General features: G+C 61.6%; 14 protein-coding genes and 1 pseudogene. 11 read left to right on the top strand and 4 right to left on the bottom strand.

Annotated features, from left to right (window positions below; all coding sequences use genetic code 11):
- Nucleotides 1-493 (top strand): RNA-guided endonuclease InsQ/TnpB family protein (locus AC1DKV_RS15820; protein ID WP_477137631.1); only part of this gene is annotated, 493 nt, incomplete at its 5' end.
- A gap of 146 nt (nt 494-639) precedes the next feature.
- Nucleotides 640-1,623, top strand: a complete 984-nt coding sequence (locus AC1DKV_RS15825) for a Bug family tripartite tricarboxylate transporter substrate binding protein (RefSeq protein WP_441620349.1) — start codon at nt 640-642, stop codon at nt 1,621-1,623.
- Between the two features lie 15 nt (nt 1,624-1,638).
- Here the strand turns inward: AC1DKV_RS15825 and AC1DKV_RS15830 are convergent, their stop codons facing one another.
- The gene (locus AC1DKV_RS15830; protein WP_441620351.1) at nt 1,639-2,160 is read right to left on the bottom strand and encodes a lecithin retinol acyltransferase family protein; all 522 of its coding nucleotides are present in this window, start codon (nt 2,158-2,160) and stop codon (nt 1,639-1,641) included.
- 549 nt (nt 2,161-2,709) lie between these two features.
- Between AC1DKV_RS15830 and AC1DKV_RS15835 the strand changes: the two genes are divergently transcribed.
- Nucleotides 2,710-3,384 (top strand): response regulator transcription factor, encoded by a 675-nt coding sequence (locus AC1DKV_RS15835; RefSeq protein WP_441620353.1) that lies wholly within the window; start codon nt 2,710-2,712, stop codon nt 3,382-3,384.
- 44 nt (nt 3,385-3,428) lie between these two features.
- Here AC1DKV_RS15835 and AC1DKV_RS15840 read toward each other — a convergent pair whose 3' ends face one another.
- Complete coding sequence (locus tag AC1DKV_RS15840; RefSeq protein ID WP_441620355.1) at nt 3,429-3,773, bottom strand: response regulator transcription factor; 345 nt, start codon at nt 3,771-3,773, stop codon at nt 3,429-3,431.
- 390 nt (nt 3,774-4,163) lie between these two features.
- On the opposite strand from AC1DKV_RS15840, the gene AC1DKV_RS15845 reads away from it, so the two are divergent.
- The 3 genes from AC1DKV_RS15845 (at nt 4,164) to AC1DKV_RS15855 (ending at nt 12,990) form a co-directional block, all read left to right on the top strand.
- A complete protein-coding gene (locus AC1DKV_RS15845) occupies nt 4,164-5,201 on the top strand; it encodes a LysR family transcriptional regulator (RefSeq protein WP_441620357.1) in 1,038 nt (345 codons plus the stop codon).
- A gap of 383 nt (nt 5,202-5,584) precedes the next feature.
- On the top strand, nt 5,585-11,107 hold the full coding sequence (locus AC1DKV_RS15850) for a trifunctional serine/threonine-protein kinase/ATP-binding protein/sensor histidine kinase (RefSeq protein WP_441620359.1): 5,523 nt from the start codon (nt 5,585-5,587) through the stop codon (nt 11,105-11,107).
- Between the two features lie 284 nt (nt 11,108-11,391).
- Nucleotides 11,392-12,990 (top strand): GAF domain-containing sensor histidine kinase, encoded by a 1,599-nt coding sequence (locus AC1DKV_RS15855; RefSeq protein WP_441620361.1) that lies wholly within the window; start codon nt 11,392-11,394, stop codon nt 12,988-12,990.
- A 111-nt stretch (nt 12,991-13,101) separates the two neighbouring features.
- Here the strand turns inward: AC1DKV_RS15855 and AC1DKV_RS15860 are convergent, their stop codons facing one another.
- Nucleotides 13,102-14,175, bottom strand: coding sequence for a LysR family transcriptional regulator (locus AC1DKV_RS15860; RefSeq protein WP_441620363.1), 1,074 nt, complete (start codon nt 14,173-14,175; stop codon nt 13,102-13,104).
- Nucleotides 14,176-14,193: 18 nt separating this feature from the next.
- Nucleotides 14,194-14,946 (bottom strand): SDR family oxidoreductase, encoded by a 753-nt coding sequence (locus tag AC1DKV_RS15865; RefSeq protein WP_441620365.1) that lies wholly within the window; start codon nt 14,944-14,946, stop codon nt 14,194-14,196.
- 903 nt (nt 14,947-15,849) lie between these two features.
- Here AC1DKV_RS15865 and AC1DKV_RS15870 point away from each other — a divergent pair.
- The 5 genes and pseudogenes from AC1DKV_RS15870 (at nt 15,850) to AC1DKV_RS15890 (ending at nt 20,535) form a co-directional block, all read left to right on the top strand.
- Complete coding sequence (locus tag AC1DKV_RS15870; RefSeq protein WP_441620367.1) at nt 15,850-16,350, top strand: Ohr family peroxiredoxin; 501 nt, start codon at nt 15,850-15,852, stop codon at nt 16,348-16,350.
- Between the two features lie 220 nt (nt 16,351-16,570).
- Nucleotides 16,571-17,050 carry a carboxymuconolactone decarboxylase family protein gene (locus tag AC1DKV_RS15875; RefSeq protein ID WP_441620369.1) on the top strand — a complete coding sequence of 160 codons (480 nt, stop codon included), beginning with the start codon at nt 16,571-16,573 and terminating at the stop codon, nt 17,048-17,050.
- A gap of 38 nt (nt 17,051-17,088) precedes the next feature.
- Nucleotides 17,089-17,461, top strand: a pseudogene (locus AC1DKV_RS15880) (cupin domain-containing protein).
- A gap of 275 nt (nt 17,462-17,736) precedes the next feature.
- Nucleotides 17,737-19,149, top strand: a complete 1,413-nt coding sequence (locus AC1DKV_RS15885) for an efflux transporter outer membrane subunit (RefSeq protein WP_441620483.1) — start codon at nt 17,737-17,739, stop codon at nt 19,147-19,149.
- 33 nt (nt 19,150-19,182) lie between these two features.
- Nucleotides 19,183-20,535: an HlyD family secretion protein gene (locus tag AC1DKV_RS15890; RefSeq protein WP_441620371.1), complete on the top strand. Its 1,353-nt coding sequence runs from the start codon at nt 19,183-19,185 to the stop codon at nt 20,533-20,535.
- The last annotated feature ends 72 nt before the right edge of the window (nt 20,536-20,607 follow it).

Consider the following 20,607-nt stretch of genomic DNA (forward strand, 5'->3'; position numbering starts at 1 on the left):
TGACTTCACGCACAAGATGACGACCTCGCTCGCACGTGAAAACCAAACGTTGGGCATCGAGGACTTGTCTGTGCAGGGAATGACTGCAAGCGCCAAGGGGAGTGTCGACAAACCAGGAAGAAATGTCCGTCAAAAGGCTGGCCTGAACCGCGCCATTCTCGACGTGGCATTTGGGGAGATTCGTCGCCAGATCGAATACAAGAGCGCTTGGTATGGGACAACACTAGTGACGGCGGATCGCTTCTTTCCTAGCTCAAAGCGCTGCTCATGCTGCGGCGAGGTAAATTCGGCTTTGACGTTAAAGGATCGAGAGTGGACTTGCGTAAGCTGTGAAACGCGCCATGACAGGGACTTTAACGCGAGCGTAAACCTTGAACAAATGATTTCACTACCCGGGGCTATCGGGAAAGTTAAGCCTGTCAGATACGAGCCTGGTCAGTCAGGGGGTTCGGGGCAGGAACCGGACGCGCACATTTGTGCACGTTTTGGATAGCAGCTATTGGCGACTTCTGCGCGATGAATCCGTGGTGGGCATTTTGATAGACAACACAGATCAATCGATCGAAAAATACAAATTAACGAATGAATCGGGGGACCTTATACTCCGCTCAACAACAAGGACGATAGGTGGAGACAACCATGCAAAAGACAGCCAGATTCGTTTCGCTTGCCTTGCTAATCGCTTCCGGCCTCGGAATGCATGGGGTGGCATTGGCGGCTGAAGGCTATCCGTCCAAACCGATTCACTTTATTGTGCCGTACCCGCCTGGCGGGCCGACGGACCTGATGGCGCGGCTGCTGCAAGCCAGCATGCAGTTGCGGCTTGGGGTGCCGGTAGTTGTGGAAAGCCGCCCCGGGGCTGGGGGAAATATCGGTACGAGCGCGGTGGCAAAGGCCGCACCGGATGGCTATACGATCCTGCTTGCCGCAAGTGGCCCGATGGCGGTCAACCCGACGCTGTACAAGCAACTTTCGTACAACCCGCTGACTGAACTGGCTCCGGTCATACAGATTTCCGCGTTTCCGCTGGTGCTGGAAGTGAATCCTGGTACTTCAGTCAAGGATGTGAAATCGTTCATTGCCGCGACCAGAAACAAGCCAGGCGAGTATAGCTTCGCCTCGGCCGGCAACGGCACGCCGCAGCATCTTGCCGGGGAACTGTTCAATACCGCTGTGGGCACGAAGATGCAACACGTGGCATACAAGGGGGCAGGTCCTGCGCTGAACGACGTCCTGGGTGGTCAGGTACCGGTCATGTTCGATATCCTCGCCAGTTCGCTGACCTATATCAAGGCGAGCAAACTGCGTCCACTTGCTGTCACCACCAAAACCCGTTCGCCGGCATTGCCGGATGTGCCGACGCTTGCGGAATCAGGCCTTCCAGGCTTCGAGTTCGTCGCGTGGCACGGTATTGCGGCCCCGGCGGGAACACCGCAAGCTATCGTGCTCAAGCTCAACGGCGTGATCAATGAAATCTTCAAGGATGCGGAGTTCCGCGCGCGCTGGGAGGCGATTGGCACGCCGGTGGTCGGCGGCACGTCTGAGGCATTCGGCGCGCTGATCCGCAGCGAGACTACGCGACTTGGGAAGATTGTGCGGGATACCGGTGCCACCGTGGACTGATATGTATTGACCGTGTCAAGTGCTCGTTTTCGTGTTCATCTGTTGGGTTGAAGTCCATATACGCCGTACGCGTTCATGATAAGCACGGATTTTTCCCCGTGCGAGCGTAAAGAGCGTCTTGAGCCCCAGCCACGGGTTCCGCACGCATCGATATACCTGCTCGCTACGCCCGGCGCCTGACACACACCATGTACAGAAGTGCTCGCAGTTGTTGGTCAGGACCTGATACCTGTCTTCGCCCAGGCGGGACCTAGCTCTTTCCACCACTTCCGTTCCGGCGTAAATGGCATCGGGATCAGCCTGAATGCTGACGCCCTTTCCTGCCGCAAAGCCACGCAACCGGATGTATTCGATGGGACGGCGCTTGGCGGAACGGTCAAAGCCGCCATAGTGAATGACTTGTCCTTCTCCCGCATAAATGCCGTGGTGGGTGTAGCCATCGCGCTCGGTAATCAGATGGGCACCGATTTCGATATGGTGGTCCGCGCTGGCCCACGCTGGCGACGCTGTGAACTGATCAAAATACAGAGTTTCCATGACGAGCGGCTAATAGCTTGAATGCAATGAATTCCGTATCACTAGCGGACCTCATGGATAAACCCACCGACGCGCTGGTCACCGTTGCCTGACTGAAGACAATGGGATCCCGCCGGGGAGGGTCCTCCTCGGGAAAAGACTTCACTGCGTAACTTCGGATTTGCTCCCCGGCGTGGTGCGGTCGCACTGCGAGATTGCACCGGCCATGAGCCAAGGGTAGGCGTCGTGTGCCACGAAGCCCATTCTACGGACGGCTGCTGCTGCCCCTACATAGGCGTCGCCCCCTCATACTCGGGTATATCCACGGCGATACTATGAGCATCGTCGCACGGCCAACGAGCCCGCATGGCGATGCGACGCCCATCGAGAATGAATGATTTTCGCTTTTTTTGGGATTTTTCAGGTGAGCTATCCGTCTCCTGGGGCGACCTGGTGGTTCGGCGGCTTCCGCGGAGGGCGCCACTATTTGGCCCGTTCTGATCATCTAAACTACCTACGGTGATTAGCGGGCGCTGCCCGGAATGGTGCCGGCCGGCAAAAGGAGGCAAGATGAGTTCGTCGTCGCATTCGACATCGGCCCAAAAACCAAACGACCGCAAGGAGCCCGTGGTCTATGTGGTCGACGACGACGAGTCGATGCGGCTCGCCCTGTGCGGTCTGCTGCACTCGGTCGGGCTACGGGTAGAGACCTTTGAATCGTCTCAAGACTTCCTGGTTTTCCCGAAATACGACGCGCCCAGTTGCCTGATTCTTGACGTCAGGCTGCGGGGCGAAAGCGGCCTTGCCTTCCAAGAACAGATCGCGAAGAGCGGCGTGCACATGCCGATCGTATTCATGACCGGGCATGGCGACATCGCGATGTCGGTCAAGGCCATGAAAGCGGGCGCCGTCGATTTCTTCGCAAAGCCGTTTCGCGACCAGGACATGCTCGACGCCGTTGCAAATGCGCTGACGCGCGATGGTGAGCGTCTTGCGGCCGAACAGTCGATTGCGGCGCTGCGTGCCGCCTTGCATTTGCTGACGCCGCGTGAACGCGAGGTCATGGGATTTGTCGTAGCCGGCCTGATGAACAAGCAAATCGCCGCCGAGCTGAATCTCAGCGAGATTACCGTGAAAATCCACCGTGGGCAGGTAATGAAAAAGATGGCGGCGCGATCCGTTGCGGACCTTGTCAGGATGTCCGAATCGCTGGGCGTCAATCCGCAGCCGAAGAAGCCATCTTGAGTCTGGCGCCAGCGGAAAGCGGCGATCCCGCCGGTCGTTGTCCGCTATGGCCGGTCCAGCGCGGTGCTGAGCCAATGCGCAATGGCGTCGGCATCAATCGGCTTATCCAGAACAGCCAGCGCGCCGTTCGCCACGGCCCTGGCCTTCAGGTCGTCCCCCGGGAATGCCGTTATGAAGATGGTCGGCGGCGCGTATCCGAGCGCAAGGATGCGGTCGTGCATCGCGATGCCCGACATGCCGGGCATCATCACGTCGGAGATCAGGAATGAGGTCTCGGCGATGTGGCCGGACGCCAGAAACTCCTCCGCGGACGCGAACAGCCGTGCAGGCCTGCCGAGCGAGCGTACCAGGCTCGCCGTCGCGAGGCGGACGGACTCATCGTCGTCCACAATCGAAACTGTTTGAGCGGAACACAAAAGACCGGCCCTCGACGTTCGGGAATTGCGTGCCACGCAGCCAACGCTCCTCTCATGACCCAGAGGGTACCGGCGTAGCACTACGATACCAAGCATAATTCCCATGACAGCGCCTGGGAATCATACGAACGTATAGGACACCTCAGTCCACGATCAGGAAGAGTCCTGCGCAATGGATGCTGCACTTCCGGCCTCCACTCTCACGCTGCGTTATACCCGAGTATGAGCGCTCGACGCCTACGTAGGATCAACGCCACCGCTCCGTAGAATGGTTTTGCGGCGCCCGCCAGCTACCCTTTGCTCTAGGGCAATGCGATCGCGCAGTGCGTTCGCAAGCGTCCTGAGCAAGCGTGGGAGTCAGCAATGGACCAATCGGATATTTCGCAGCGTGGCTTTCGCGTTGGCTTGCCCACTCCCGCTGACGACTTGTCAGCATGCTTCGCGACAAGCTACACGGGAATCATCGCGTTCATGGCCGTCGCGACGGAGGGAAGCTTCGTCAAGGCCGGTGAACGATTAGGGGTCGGCCGCTCGGCGGTCTGCCGGAACGTGCAGAAGCTTGAAATGCAGCTGAGCACCCGGCTGTTCCTGCGCACCACGCGGTCAACACACTTGACGCGGGAGGGCGAGAGGTTCTTCGAGAACTGCAACCGCGGCGTGGCCCATATTGTCGAGGCGATGAATGACATGCTGGAGCTTCGCCAGGGACCGCCGCGCGGCTTGCTGCGCATCAGCGTGCCCGTCGACTTTGGACGCAAGGTGGTTGCGCCGCTGCTCTCCAGGTTTGCCGAGCTTTACCCCGATATCGCGGTCGACCTGATGCTGGATGACCGGCCAGCGGATTTCGCCGCCGAACAGATCGATGTCGCGTTCCGCAATGGCCGCATCGAGGATGCCAGCATCATCGCAAAGCAACTGACCCCGATGCAGACGGTGCTTTGCGCGTCCCGATCCTATGCCGCAAAGCGGGGGCTGCCCGCCACGCTGGATGCACTGAGCCAGCACGACTGTATCAACTTCCGATTTCCCGGCGGCCGTATCTGCGAGTGGGAGTTCAAAGTTGACGGCCAGCGGCGCAGGTATCTTCCGACCGCCCGGCTGACGTTCAATGACGAGGATCTTGTCTTGCGGGCAGCTCTTGACGGCCGCGGCATCGCCCAGATGGCGGGATACCAGGTACGTGAGCACCTTGCGCGCGACGCGCTTGTCATGGCCTTGGCGCCGCATATGCCGGACGACCGGGGCCACTATATCTGCTACCTCTGCCGGCAGCATTTGCCGAGGCGCATCCGCGTCTTCATCGACTTCATGACCGAACAGGTCCGCGCACTCGATCTGGCCTACCGGGACGGCATCTATGCAGGTGTCGCCAACAGCCCGCCTGAGAAGTTGGCTGCATAAGTGGGGTTCGCCACCAAAGCTGTCCTTCCCGCCCCGCAGCTGTCCCGGCAGACAGATCGGGCCGAGTCCGCCAGGGATAAATCATCACAAAGTGCCTGTTGCGCCACGAACGGGGCGGCGGCGAAATCTGTTACCTGGCCACTGGCTAAAGCGAGCCGCTGCTCTCCCATCCCGCCCATCCCTGCCCTCCCTTCCATCCCTTCCATCCCTTCCATCACGACCGGCGGCGACGCGGTCACCACCGTGTATTCTGTAGGCTTGTCGCCTTTGTGGCGTTGGCTTCTGGCGTGTACCCTGCCCCGGCTGAATCGGACTCATGTCGCCATTCCATTGCAGGTCGGGTGGCAGCCTGATGGCAGCGTGCGGCGGATGGAGAGCTGCATATGGTTCCGGAACCGATGGGTAGCGCCCCTCAGGTCTTGTGGGACGATGGGGAGCGCGTTTTCTGTCGCGTGCGGCGGCCCGGCAACGGCGGCGACCAGGACGTGCTGCTCGCTCGGCCCGCGGCTGAACATCCCCTGCCGGCCAGCCTGGATCGCCTCGCTCACGAGTTCGGCCTGAAGGAGGAGCTCGATGGCAGCTGGGCGGTGCGCCCGCTGGGGTTGGCACGCGAGGCAGGCCGGACCCTGCTGGTGCTGGAGGACCCAGGCGGCGAGCCGCTTTCGCGTCTGCTCGGCGCCCCCATGGAGGTGAGCGAGTTCCTGCGGCTCGCGGTCTGTATCGCTGCGGCGCTGGGCAAGTTGCACCGGCGCGGCCTGGTCCATAAGGATCTAAAACCCACCCATATCCTGGTGAACTGTGCCAACGGCCAGGTGCGCCTTACGGGGTTCGGCCTCACATCGCGGCTGCCGCGCGAGCGTCAGCCGCCCGGGCCGCCAGAGACCATTGCCGGCACGCTTGCCTACATGGCGCCCGAGCAGACCGGACGGATGAATCGCTCGATCGATTCGCGCAGCGACCTCTATGCGCTTGGCGTCACGCTCTACGAGATGCTGACCGGTACGCTGCCGTTTGCGGCCGCCGATCCCATGGAGTGGGTGCATTGTCATATCGCCCGCATGCCGACGCCACCCTGCGCGCGGGAGGCAACCGTCCCGGCTATGGTCTCGCACATCGTGATGAAGCTCCTCGCCAAGACGGCCGAAGAGCGCTACCAGACGGCCGCAGGTGTCGAGCATGATCTGCAGCGCTGCTTGGACGACTGGCACCGGCAGCGCCGCATCGATGACTTTCCCCTGGACGAACACGGCACGCCCGACCGCTTGCTCATTCCCGAGAAGCTGTACGGGCGTGAACGAGAGGTCCACACGCTGGTGGCCGCATTCGAGCGCACAATCAGTAAAGGCGCCCCGGAACTGGTGCTGGTCTCGGGCTATTCCGGCATCGGCAAATCGTCGGTCGTCAACGAGTTGCACAAGGTGTTGGTGCCGCCGCGCGGGTTGTTTGCGTCCGGAAAATTCGACCAGTACAAGCGCGACATCCCCTATTCGACGCTGGTGCAGGCGTTCCAAAATCTAGTGCGGCCGCTGCTTGGCAAACGCGACACGGAGCTGGCGAGTTGGCGCGCCGAGTTGCTCGAAGCGCTGGACCCAAATGCCCGGCTCATGACCGACCTGATCCCGGAGCTGAAGCTCATCATCGGTGAGCCGCCACCGGTCACGGTACTCGAGCCGCAACAGGCGCAACGCCGCTTCCTGCTCGTGTTCCGGCGCTTTATCAGTGTGTTTGCACGGCCGGAACATCCGCTCGCCTTATTTCTTGACGATCTTCAGTGGCTCGATGCCGCGACGCTCGACCTGCTCGAAGACCTGCTGACCGGATCGGACCTGCAGCACCTGATGCTGATCGGCGCCTACCGCGACAACGAGGTGGACGCAACGCATCCACTGATGGTCAAGCTCCAGGAGATCCGCAACGCGGGGGTCAAGATCGATGAAATCACGCTGGCGCCGCTCGCCAGCGAGCACGTCAGGCAGTTGATCGCGGAGGCGCTGCGATGCGAGCCAAAGCGCATCGAGCCATTGGCGCACCTGGTGCATGACAAGACCGGCGGCAACCCGTTCTTCGTGATCCAGTTCCTGCACGCCCTTGTTGACGAGGATCTGCTCGCCCTCGATCATGGGGCGAGGCATTGGCACTGGGATCCAGACCGCATCCATGCCAAGGGCTACACCGATAATGTTGTGGACCTGATGGCCGGCAAGCTGACCCGCCTGCCGGCGGGGACTCTGCACGCGTTGCAGCAGCTTGCCTGCCTCGGGAACGTCGCCGAGGTCGCCGCGCTGTCTACCGTTCTCGGGCGACCGCCGGCGCAGGTCCACGCGGCGCTGTGGGAGGCGACCCGCCAGCAGCTAGTCGAGCGACAGGACACTTGCTACGCCTTTGTCCACGATAGGGTCCATGAAGCTGCATATTCACTGATCCCTGAAACCTCGCGCACCGAGGCCCATCTGCGCATCGGGCGCCTGCTCGCCGCGCAGACCCCCCCGGAGAATCGAGAGGAGGAAATTTTCGAGATCGTTGGCCAACTCAATCGCGGCGCCGCTCTGATCACCGCGCAGCATGAACGGGAGCAACTGGCGGAGTTCAACCTCCTCGCCGGCCAGCGTGCCAAGGCATCCACTGCCTATGCATCGGCTCTCACCTATCTGGTGAGCGGTGCGGAACTGCTGGACGGCGATTGCTGGCCGCGCAGGCACGGCCTGATGTTTGCGCTGGAGCTGAACCGGGCCGAATGCGAATTCCTGACGGGGCAGTTGTCCGTGGCAGATGAGCGCCTGGCGGCGCTGTCAGCGCGCGCCACAACCACGGTCGAGAAAGCCTTGGTCACATGCCTGCAACTGGATGTCTACTTGGTCCTGGATCGCAGCGACCGCGCGGTCGCGGTTTGTCTGGCCTACCTGCAGCATGTCGGCATCCAGTGGTCACCCCATCCGGACGATGCGGACGTGCGGAGCGAATACGATCGCATCTGGTCGCAGTTGGGTGATCGAACCATCGAGGAACTGGTCGATTTGCCGCTGATGGAGGACGCGGCCACCCTTGGGACCGTCGAGGCACTGAGCAAGCTATTCGCGCCGGCCTTGCAGACCGATGCAAACCTGGCTTGCCTGACGATTTGCAAGGCGGTCAGCCTCAGCCTTGAGTATGGCAACTGCGATGCCTCTTGCGTGCTTTACGCCAACGTCTGCCGGGTCGCGGGGCGGCGTTTCGGCGACTATCAGGCCGGATACCGGTTCGGCCTGCTCGGGTGCGAGCTCGTCGGCCGGCGCGGACTCAAGCGCTTTGAGGCCAAGACTTATCTGTGCTTCTCGATTTTTGTCGTGCGCTGGCTGAAACCCGTGCGGACCTGCCGGGAACTGTTGCGTCGCGCCTTTACCGCGGCGAACCGGATCGGAGACCTGCCGTATGGTGCCTACGCCGGCAATAGCCTCAACTCCGACCTGCTGTTTGGTGGCGAGTCGCTGGCCGAGGTACAGCGCGAAGCAGAACAGGGTCTTGCCTACGCCAAGAAGGTGCGTTTCGGCCTTGTCATCGACTTCATCACCACGCAGCTCGCGCTCATCCGAATGCTACGCGGCCTGACACCGAGGTTCGGGTGCTTTGATGACGGACAGTTCGCAGAGCTTGACACCGAAGCCCATCTGGCGAGCTGCCCTGACCTGGCGTTGGCCGAGTGCTGGTACTGGATCCGGAAACTGCAGTCGTACTATCTCGCCGGCGACTATGCGGCAGCCCTGGCAGCCGCAGCGAAGGCGCAACCGCTGCTCTGGACCTCCACGTCGTTCTTTGAGGAAGCCGAGTATCATTTTTACAGCGCGTTGGCTCACGCCACCCGGTGTGACTTCGCGCCCGCCAGCGAGCGGGCGCAGCATTTGGATGCGATGACTGCGCACCACCACCAGATCGAGGTCTGGGCGCAACACTGTCCGGACAACTTCGCGGACCGCGCCATGCTCGTCGGTGCCGAGATCGCCCGCGTCCAAGGCAACGTGGTAGATGCCGAACAGCGCTACGAGCAGGCCATCCGCGCAGCGCAGGACAGCGGCTTTGTCCACATTGAGGCGCTCGCCAACGAACTCGCGTCCCGCTTCTATTCAGCACGTAGTCTCGCGAAGATCGCCCGTGTGTATCTGCAGGACGCCCGCTACGGCTACTTGCGGTGGGGCGCCGAAGGGAAGGTGCGGCAACTCGAGGAGAGCTATCCGTTCCTGAGGACGGAAGAGACCGCGCCGGGCCCGACGAGCACGATCGCCACGCCGGTCGAGCACCTGGACCTCGCCACCGTGCTCAAGGTATCGCAGGCCGCCTCGGGCGACATCGTGCTGGACAAGCTCATCGCCATGGTCATGCGCACGGCTATCGAGCAGGCCGGCGCGGAATGCGGCCTACTGATCCTGGCGGACGGCGCCGAGCAGCGGATCGCAGCGCAGGCAACGACCGGCGGCGATGCCATCGATCTGCAGCTACGCGATGAGCCGGTAAGCGCGCAGATGCTGCCTGAGTCGATTCTCTACCACGTTCTGCGTACCCGGGAGAGTGTCGTTCTCGACGATGCCGCGTCCGAGCCTTCTTTTGCTGCAGATCCCTACATCCGTCAGCGCCGCGCCCGATCCATTCTGTGCATGCCCATGATCAACCAGGCAAAGCTCACGGGCGCGCTTTACCTCGAGAACAACCTGACGGCCTGCGCGTTCAGCCCGACCCGGATTGCCGTGCTGAAGCTGGTGGCTTCGCAGGCCGCAAGCTCGCTGGAGAATGCCCGCCTGTACCGTGACCTCGCGGAGCGGGAGGGCAAGATCCGGCGCCTCGTCGATGCCAACATCATCGGGATCATTGTCTGGAATGCCGGCGGTGACATCATCGAAGCCAACGACGCATTCCTTCGCATGGTGGGATACGAGCGGGAGGATCTGGTTTCGGGTCGCGTGCGCTGGATAGACCTGACGCCCCCGGAATCGCGCCAGGACAGCGAACAGGCCCTGGCGCAGGCGGTGCAGACGGGCCGCGCCCAACCCTTCGAGAAGGAGTACATCAGGAAGGACGGCAGCCGCGTACCCGTCATCGTCGGTCTGGCGACGTTCGCCGACAGCCGAAAGGAAGGAGTCGCGTTCGTCCTCGACCTGACCGAGCGCAAGCAGGCGGAAGAACGGGTCCGCGAGAGCGAGCGGCGCTATCGCGACGTGCAGACGGAGCTCGCGCACGCTACCCGCCTCGCCACCATGGGGCAGCTCACGGCCTCGATCGCGCACGAAGTCAACCAACCGATCGCTGCGACGGTAACCAATGCCCAGGCCGCGCTGCGCTGGCTGAGCGCCCGGCCGCCCGACATCGACGAGGTCGGACAGGTGCTTGGGCGGATCATCAAGGATGCCAATCGGGCCGCTGATGTGCTGCACCGTATCCGCGAGCTGGTCAGGAAGGCGCCACCGCGCAAGGAGCCGGTGGACATTAACGAGGCGATCCGCGAGGTGATCGAGCTGACCCGGGGAGAGACCGCCAAGAGCGGTGCCTCGGTCCGGACGCAACTCTCGGACGGCTTGCCAGATATCGAAGGCGACCGCGTCGCGCTGCAGCAAGTGCTGCTGAACCTCATCATCAACGCGCTCGAGGCGATGCGCGAAGTCAGCGACGGCACGCGGCAATTACTTATCAGCTCAGGGGTTGCGGAACCCGGGTGCGTGCTCGTCACCGTGCGTGATTCGGGGCCTGGCTTTGCTCCGCAGAGTGCCGATCACGCCTTCGTGCCCTTTTATACAACCAAGCCCACCGGTCTTGGAATGGGGCTGTCGATCTGCCGTTCGATCATCGATGCGCATGGCGGTCGTCTGTCGGTCAGCGCCAACCTGCCGCGCGGCGCGATCGTTCAGTTCACCGTGCCCGCCTATCGGTCCGATCCGTCCTGATTGCCGCGCAGTGCGAGGGCCAGAAGTGCCGCAGAGGTGCCCGTTTCGACACTGTTCGGGCCGTCTAATGGGACAAGGCCACATCGGGGAGAAGCAACGTACCAAATGGGAATCCAAGGTCATGTCGCAATCGGCCAGAACAAGGACTACCATTCAAGCCGAGATAGGCGCTCAACTTTGGAGACTGCCACCCGATCTGCACTGCGGGATGCGGCAATGGAGCCGGCACCTGTCGTGAGAACAGGATTCGATGAGGTCAATCCTTCCTCAGCGCAATAGCGATCATGCTGCATTCCATCCCTATACCGCCCGAAACCGTCAAGAAGTGGCAAGAGATTGTCAATCTGCTCGCCGAGATCATGCGCGTTCCTTCCGCACTGATCATGCAAGTAGAGCCGCCGAACATAAAGGTCTTCGTATCCAGCGAGTCCACAGGGAATCCTTACGATCCGGCCGAAACCGCGCCTTTGAACACGGGGCTGTATTGCGAGACCGTGATGAAGACGCGCCAACCGCTGCTTGTTTCTGACGCTCTCCAGGACGAGGCGTGGAAATCGAACCCTGATATCAAACTCGGAATGATCTCGTACCTGGGTGTCCCGATCAGTTGGCCCGATGGCGAGATCTTCGGAACGATTTGCGCGCTTGACAAAGAGAGAAACGACTATTGCGAGCCCTTCCTCAGGCTTCTGCTCATGTGCCGCGACGTGTTGCAGGCTGACTTGAAATCCTTGACGATACTGAACCAACAGCTTGAAGAGCGCGAAGCCAAGATCCAGCGCTTGGTCGACGCCGACATTATCGGCATCTTCATCTGGGAACTCGGAGGCCGCATCATCGAGGCCAACGACGCATTCCTCCGCATCCTGGGTTACGAACGTCGGGATCTCATCTGCAGTCACCTCCGCTGGATCGACCTGACGCCGCCGGAATGGCTGGAGCGCGATGTCCACCAATGGCTGCCAGAGCTCAGGAGGACTGGCCGACTGCAACCGTTCGAGAAGGAGTATTTCCGAAGGGATGGCAGCCGGGTGCCCGTGCTGATCGGCGTGGCGAGCTTCGATGAAAGCGCGGATCAGGGTGTCGCATTCGTGCTCGATTTGACCGAACGTAAGCGCGCGGAGGCCGAAGCGCGCGAAAGCGAGCGCCGCTACCGCGAGATCCAGACCGCGTTGGCACACGCAAACCGCATCACGACGATGGGGCAGATCACAGCCTCGATCAGCCATGAGCTGAAGCAACCAATCTTCGCGTGCGCCGCCAATGCCGAGGCGGGTCTACGCTGGCTTGGCGCCCGGCTGCCAAATTTGGAGGAGGTTCGGCTGGCGTTGGAGCGTATCACCAACGACGCAAAGCGCGCCGGCGAGATCATGAACCGCATACGTGGTCTCGTCAAAAATGCCCCGATGTATATGGAATGTGTCCAGATCAACGAAGCGATTCGTGATGTCATTACCCTGACGCGCGGTGAAGCCATGAAACACAACGTTTCCGTGCAGATGGAGCTTGCAGAGGACCTGCCACTCGTTCAAGGCGACCGGGTACAACTCCAACAGGCGATGCTGAACCTGATTGTCAACGCCATTGAAGCGATGAGCACGGTTGACGACGGACCGCGGGAACTGACGATTAGCACCAGCAAGGATGAGCCGAGTGCCGTCCTTGTAGCGGTGCGCGATTCGGGGCCGGGTGTCGCAGCCGAGAACATCGCGCACCTCTTTGAGCCGTTCTATACGACGAAGAGCGGGGGAATGGGCATCGGGCTGTCCATATGCCGCTCGATCGTACAAGCGCACGGCGGAACGCTACGGCTGGACGCGAATATGACTCGCGGCGCCGTATTTCAGTTTACCGTGCCCGCCTATCCTACCGATTTGTCCTGATAGCGCCTCCATTGCATCGTCCGGATGCCGATAAGGCATGGTAAGCACCGAAGTCATCCCGGGGTAGGCACTTACCGAGCCCCTCGGCGTTTCCTCTTTAGCACCAATGCGTCAGTCCGTAACATGAAGGGGCCAGGCGAGGCGACCACCACCGCGGACACCGTTGTCCGCATTGAATTCAGTCAGACAATTCAGGTCGAGTGCACGGATTTTCTCCGTCATGAAGTCGATGAAGACGCGAATGCGAGTCGGCAAGTGTTGCCGACTGAGGTAGCAGATGTAGTGCCCTCGGTCATCGGGGGCATGCCCGGCCAGCGCCATGACGAGTTCGTTAGCTGCGAAGTGGTCGCAGACCTGGTAGCCGGCCATCTGTGCAATGCCCCGTCCCTCCAGAACCGCTTGCAGCACCAGATCGGCATCGTTGAACGTGAGACGGGCAGTCGGCATGTATTTCCGCACGTGACCGTCGACCTTGAATTCCCATTCGAACACCCGGCCGCTGGAAAAGCGGAAGTTGATGCACTCGTGCTGGCTCAGATCGTCCAGCGTCTGCGGCAGGCCGTGTGTGGCCACATAGGATGGCGCCGCGCAAAGCGCCATCTGCATCGGAATGAGTTGCTTGGCAATGATGCTGGAGTCCTCGATGCGGCCTTTGCGGAACGCGACGTCGATTTTCTCGGAGGCAAAGTCGGTCGGCCGGTCGTCGAGCAGCAGATCGATGCCGATCTCGGGGTAGGCTTTCATGAATATCTCCAGCAGCGGCGCGACCACCTTTCTGCCGAAACCTACCGTCGAGCTGATACGGACAATGCCGCGCGGCGGGCCCTGGCGCAGCTCCAGCATGTCATTCATGGCCTCTACGATGTGCGTGACACCCTGGTGACAGTTCTCGAAGAACCGTTGGCCTTCGCTCGTCAATTGAGTGGTGCGCGTGGTGCGCAAAAAGAGTCGCGTACTCAACAATGCTTCGAGTTTCTGGACGTTCCGGCTGACTGCTGGTCTGCCGATGCCCAAACGCTCGGCGGCCTTGGTGAAACTCCCCTCGTTCGCCACGGCTATGAATGCCATGATGCCTGTATAACTCGCGGCAAAACTCGTGGACAACGCGTCAGCGCGATTCGGCAAGCTGAGACGAATGCCGCGCTCCGATGAGTCTGATTGATCATTTCCGCTGGCCCGAAACATGTCGTTGGTAGCCCGGGATCAGTCTTTTTTGGCCTGCGCGAGCCACTGGTCGAGACTGATGCGGCCAATCCGCGCGTCGCCGAGCGGCACGAGCGACTGTTGTTCGACACGCCCGCCGTAGTACCGCGCGTCGCGATCCGTCACTACCGGGCGTGCGTCGCCCACTGATTTTAGATAACGCGCGACGATGTCCGCGAAGGGTGCGCGGTCCGGGCCCGCGATCTCGACCGTGCCGTTCAGCGGGGCAGCGAGTGCAACCTGTGCGAGAGCGCTCGCGACGTCATTCGCGGCGATCGGCTGAAACAGCCCATCGCCGACGCGCGCTGTGCCGCCCTCAGTGCTGAAATCCGCGATACCGCCGATGAATTCCATGAATTGCGTCGCGCGCACGATCGTGTATGGCACCCCCGCTGCTTCGACCCCCTCCTCCTGCGCGACCTTGGCAGCGAAATACGCGTTCTCCGCCATGCGGTCGGCGCCGACGATCGACAGCGCGACGTGATGGCGCACGCCTGCGGCCACTTCAGACTTGCCGAGATTGCGCGCCGAGGTGCGGAAGAAATCGAGCACCGCCTGGGGCTCCCATGACGGCGCATTCGTCACATCCACGACGACGTCCGCGCCCGCGAGCGCGTCGCTCAGGCCGTCGCCCGTAACTGTGTTCACACCGCTGCGCGGCGACGCGGCGAGCACCTCGTGGCCCGCCTTGCTGAGCAGCGCGGCAACACGCGAGCCGATCAGGCCGGAACCACCGATTACGACGATCTTCATGGCAAATTCTCCCATATGAAAGGAAATGGTTGCGCGGAGGCGCCTGGCGGGTCTCATATCGCGTAATAACGCTCGCCGCCGTCGCATCGCGTCAACCTAGACGAAGCGGCCATACCGGAGATTGGCCAGCATGCGATAACGGAGATGCCAACAATGCACGACACCAAGCACACCCCATGCGCAGAAATGTTCTGCTGTTATTGATCAACGCGTATCCATTTCTTGCATCAATTCCGTGGCCTGTATTGGTTGATCACTCAATGGCAAGCGCACTGACCTCAATGCTGCATTCTGCGCTGGTCAAAGCCGGTGAAGTTGTGAGCCGATTAACATGAGAGCTTCCAAGGCGAGGCACCACCAACGTACCTCCGTTGAAGTCACTATCGTAGGTACGAAGTCCATACCTGGGTAGATACGCATCAGAACACTCACTGTTTCCTCCTCGACACCAATTGGTGAAACTGCGGCACTGTTCCAGAAGCCAGTGGGCAGGCAGCTTGCGGACGACTCTGGCATAAGAGCCCGCATACGCCCGCTAACGTCGTCGAGTACTCTCGCCGAAAGACGCGCGGCTTCTACTCCAGGGCGCAATCCAACCGATGGACCTGGTTGCGAGGGAGTGCGGCTTTGGCAGCAAAGAGCGGATATGCGTGGCTTTACACTTCGGACTCTGCCCCCGCGAATACCGCCTGAAGGTGTATCGACAAGGCGCCAAGTTACGATCTTCTGCCAGCCAACCCCACCTTGATCGACCTTCTCCAGCACCAAGGCCGATGTAGGCTGCCTGCGCAGCGTCTGATTGATGCAAAGTTGGAAACACTGTGCGTCCCGAGCCGATCTGGTGCGGTCTCATGCTTTTACCTAGCATGCAATATTCGTCAACAGGCGCCTGGTGGATATCGTATGGACAACGAGAGATTGCAACCTCCACCCCTTACGTTGCTCGACAAGTACCGGGGGCAAGGATTCACTGCGCTCTATACGACAACGGTCACGGTGTCGGGGGGAGAGTCCGGACACGGCCGTGCATCGGGCGTCGCGAGATCCGACGATGACAACCTCATCCTCGATCTGCGATTGCCCCTCGCGCTGGGCGGGCCGGGAAGCGGCACCAATCCCGAGCAGCTTTTTGCCGCCGGCTACGCCGCTTGCTTTCATGGGGCGCTGAGTCTCCTGGCAAAGCGCGAGCGGATTGATATCCAAGGGGCAACGGTTGCGGTCGAGGTCTCTTTCGGCCGCGATCCTATGGACGGGGGCTATGCCCTGATTGCCGACGTTAGCGTCCGTATGCCGGGCGTAGACAGGCATGTCGCGGAAGAGCTCGTTCGCAATACGGAGCGCCTCTGCCCGTATGCAAAGATGGCCCGTGAGGGGATACGCAGCGTTGTCACGGTTTCGGGCTGAGCATTGGACCTCGATGCATGCCATCGACTGCGGTAAAAGTTCGTGGTTATCTTCAATGCCTGGCGGACAGATTGGTGTCGAAGCGGCAACAGAGTGCGCACCTTGCCGGTACTACTGCCCCCCCCGATGGACGGCTACGATGCATCCCAAGCAGGTCCTGCGGCAAATTGTTCGACGCAGGTTCGGCGAACACAACCCCTCCAGCTCAGGAACAAAGATCATGACGCAACGCCTCAACTACTTTCAGCACTCCTCGGAACTGACAAAAAAGCTCGTGGAGCTTGGCGCGCTGTTTGCGAAAACGACTATCGAGTCGCAGATCCGCGAACTCGTGGAGATTCGCGCGTCACAGCTCAACGGCTGCGCATTTTGCGTCGACATGCATATCAAAACGGCGAAGATCCACGGCGAGCGCGAACTGCGCCTGTATCACGTGATGGTCTGGCGCGAGTCGACACTGTTCTCGCCGCGCGAGCGCGCCGCGCTGGAATGGACCGAGGTGTTGACCCAGCTTCCCGCCCAAGGCGTGTCGGATGATATCTACGAACGAGTACGCACTCAGTATTCCGAAAAGGAGCTGTCAGATCTCACGTTCCTCGTGGGCGCGATCAATAACTGGAATCGCCTGAACGTAGCGTTTCGCATGGTGCCGGGCTCGTTGGACAAAATGTTCGGGCTCGACAAGGCCAATCTGGAGTAATGCCATGAAGGGGCGTCATTTCGATTGCGGCACCCCTGATGTTGTCGTGCCTGCTGGTTGCACAGCCGGCAGTCGCCGAGCCGGAGGCCAAAGTCACGCCGCTGGCCACGGAGCTGTTGCCCGAATATCCGGGCAAGGAAGCCCAGATGATCGTCGTGGAGTATCCGCCAGGCAGTGTCGATCCCGTGCACCGTCACCACGGGCACGCCTTCATTTATGTGATCGAGGGCAGCATCGTCATGGGGGTTAAGGGCAGCAAGGAGGTGACGCTCAAGGCTGGCGATACGTTCCACGAAGGGCCGCAACGACATCCATACCGTCGGACGTAATGCCAGTTCCACGCAGCCGGCCAGGTTTGTCGTTTTCCTGCTCAAGAACAAGGGCGCACCGATCCTGACCCCGGTGAAGTAGAAGAGCCGTTCGCGCAGGCACCGGCAACGCCGGTGCATCTTCTGCGGATAGGAATGACTCCACCGCAGTGTTCCTGCCGCGCTCCCTGTTTTCCAAGAGAGACGATCCGTCGGTCCGCACGCGACCGGGGGGCGGCTCTTTGCCATTCGACACAACACCTGAGCAGGATCATGAGCATGTCGACAACGATTCCCTCGCGCCGCGATCTGCTGATCGTCGCATCGCAGCGCCATCATCGAGCGCGCCGCTTCGCCGGACCCGCCGTTTCCGCGCTGATGGTCGCCGCGTTGGCCGGCTGTGCCAACTATGCCGGCATCAAGAGCGACAAGCACATCACCGACGCCACCAGCTACGCCACCACGCAGAGCATCCCCGCCGAGCAAGGCCGCTGGCCCTCAGCCGACTGGGCCGGCCAGTTCGGCGACACGCAACTCAAAGCGCTGATCGACGAGGCGCTGATCGGCAGCCCTTCGCTCGAAAAGGCCCGTGCCCGCGTGGCCGCCGCTACCGCGTTCAGCGAAGGCGCCAACGCCAACACATTGCCGCAAGTGGGTGCCGGTTACTCCTGGACGCGCCAGCGCTTTTCGGAAAGTACGCTGATACCGCCCCCCTTCGCTGGCTCGTGGCAGTCCGAGAACAAGGGCTTCATTAATGCATCGTATGAACTCGACCTGTGGGGCAAAAACCGGGAGGCGCTCAAGTCTGCGGTGTCCGCGCTGCGTGCCAGCGAGGCCGAGGCGGAACAGGTCAAGCTGGCACTCAGCAGCGCAATTGCCCGTGCCTATAACGAACTAGCGCGCCTCTACGCGCTGCATGACATCGCCAAGGATGAAGTGAAGCAGCGCCGCGAAGTGCTGCGCGTGTCCAACGGGCGCGTCACCATGGGCCTGGATACCGAGGTCGAAAAGCGCACCGCGGAAGCCAACCTGGCCGCAAGCGCAGTTGCGTTGTCCTCGCTAGCCGGCGGCATCCAGCGCACGCGCTACCAGCTGGGCGCATTGCTCGGACAGGGCCCGGACCGCGGCATGGCGATCGACCGTCCGGCCCTCGAAGTCGGCGACGACGTCCGCCTACCCGACAACCTGCCGGCCGATCTGGTTTCGCGGCGCCCGGATATCGTCGCCGCGCGCTGGCGCGTGGACGCGATCCTTCACGACATCAAGGTGGCCAAGGCCGAGTTCTATCCGGACATCAACCTGAGCGCCATGATCGGCCTCGATGCCTTTGGCTGGGGCCGCTTCCTGCGGGCCGCCAGTCGCACCGCCTCGTTTGGGCCTGCGATTCACCTGCCGATCTTCGACGGAGGAGCACTGCGCGCCCAACTCAAGGGCCGCTATGCCGAATTCGACTTCGCCGTGGCCAACTACAACGAGACTCTGGTCAATGCCTTGACCGATGTTGCCACGCAACTCTCGGACATCCGTGCTATCGACACGCAGATCGACAATGCCGTGCGTACCGATACCGCCGCGCAACGCGCTCTGACCTTGGCGCTGGCGCAATACAAGGCTGGCCTGACCACGCAACTGACGGTGCTGAATGCACAGACCAACGCGTTGGCCAGCAGGCAGATACTCGCCAACCTGCGCATGACGCGTCGCGACCGGCAGGTCGCGTTGGCCGCTGCGCTGGGCGGCGGCTATACGGATACCTTTTACTCGACCGGACAAGCGGCGCTCGCCCGCTGATTCCGCTTTCAGTGAACACGAACAGGTGACGCCATGCACGAAACGACCAATTCCGCCCCCGCCGCTGAACAGATCAGCGCCCAGTCAACCGCCGGCACCCGGCCCGCCAGCAAGGACACCCGCAAGCACCTGCTTGCCCTGGTCGGCTTAACCACAGCGCTCGCGGCAGCCAGCTACGGCGTGTACTACTACACAGTGGCTCGATTCCACGAGGAAACCGATGACGCCTATGTCAATGGCAACCTGATCCAACTCACGCCGCAAGTGAGCGGCACGGTGGTAGCAGTCAACGCCGACGATACACAGATCGTCAAGGCCGGCGAGCCCATAGTCACGCTCGACGCTGCCGATGCAAAGATTGCGCTCGCCAATGCCGAGGCAGCGCTTGGCCAGACCGTGCGGCAAGTTAGCGCGCTCTATCTCAACAACAATGTACTGGCCGCGACGGTGCAGCAGCGCCAGACCGACCTCGCTCGCGCAAAGGACGATCTGCGCCGCCGCACCGAGGTTGTCGAATCCGGTGCGGTGGCCGCCGAAGACGTCGCCCACGCCCGCGACGCACTCAAGGCCGCCGAAGCCGCGCTCGAGACCGCGCGTCAGCAGCTTGCCTCCAACCATACACTGACAGACCAGGCCACCGTTGCCGACCATCCCAGCGTCCTGGCCGCCGCGTCCAAAGTGCGGGAAGCCTACTTGGCCCATGCTCGCAACACACTTCCCGCGCCCGTCACCGGCTACGTGGCGCGCCGCTCCGTGCAGGTTGGCCAGCGCGTGGCCCCCGGCAACCCGCTGATGGCCATTGTGCCGCTCGACGGCGTGTGGGTCGACGCCAATTTCAAGGAAGTTCAGCTCCAGCACATCCACATCGGCCAGCCGGTTGAACTGCATGCCGACCTGTATGGCAGCAATGTGACCTACCACGGCAAGGTGGTGGGCTTCTCGGCCGGCACCGGCAACGCGTTCTCGGCCCTACCCGCGCAGAATGCCACCGGCAACTGGATCAAGGTGGTGCAGCGCGTGCCCGTGCGCGTTCAGCTCGATCCGGCGGAGTTGCGCGAGCATCCGTTGCAAATCGGTCTGTCGATGCAGATCGACGTGAAAACGCGCAAGGAAGACGGCTTGCGCCTCGCGAGTGGCAGCCGCAGTGGTAACGAAGCGCCGTACCGCACGACCTATCGCACCGACGTGTTCCAGCGCTTCGGCGAGGAAGCCGATCGCGAAATCGCGCGGATCGTCTCGCAGAACCGTAACGGTACAGCCAGCGCGGAACTGGCGGCTGAACACGCGGCGCAACAAAAGCAGAAGGCCGGACCCCACCCGGCACGGCGCAGTATGCAAGCGGCCCCAGGCGCGTCAGCACATCGCGCCGAGTCGCCAGCCGCATAGGCAGCGCGCTCCGGCAATGGCCTGCCTCTGCTCATAGAGCTGACGCAACGGTTATATCACTCGTCACATCCA

This window comes from Cupriavidus sp. 05T41 (assembly GCF_056396525.1).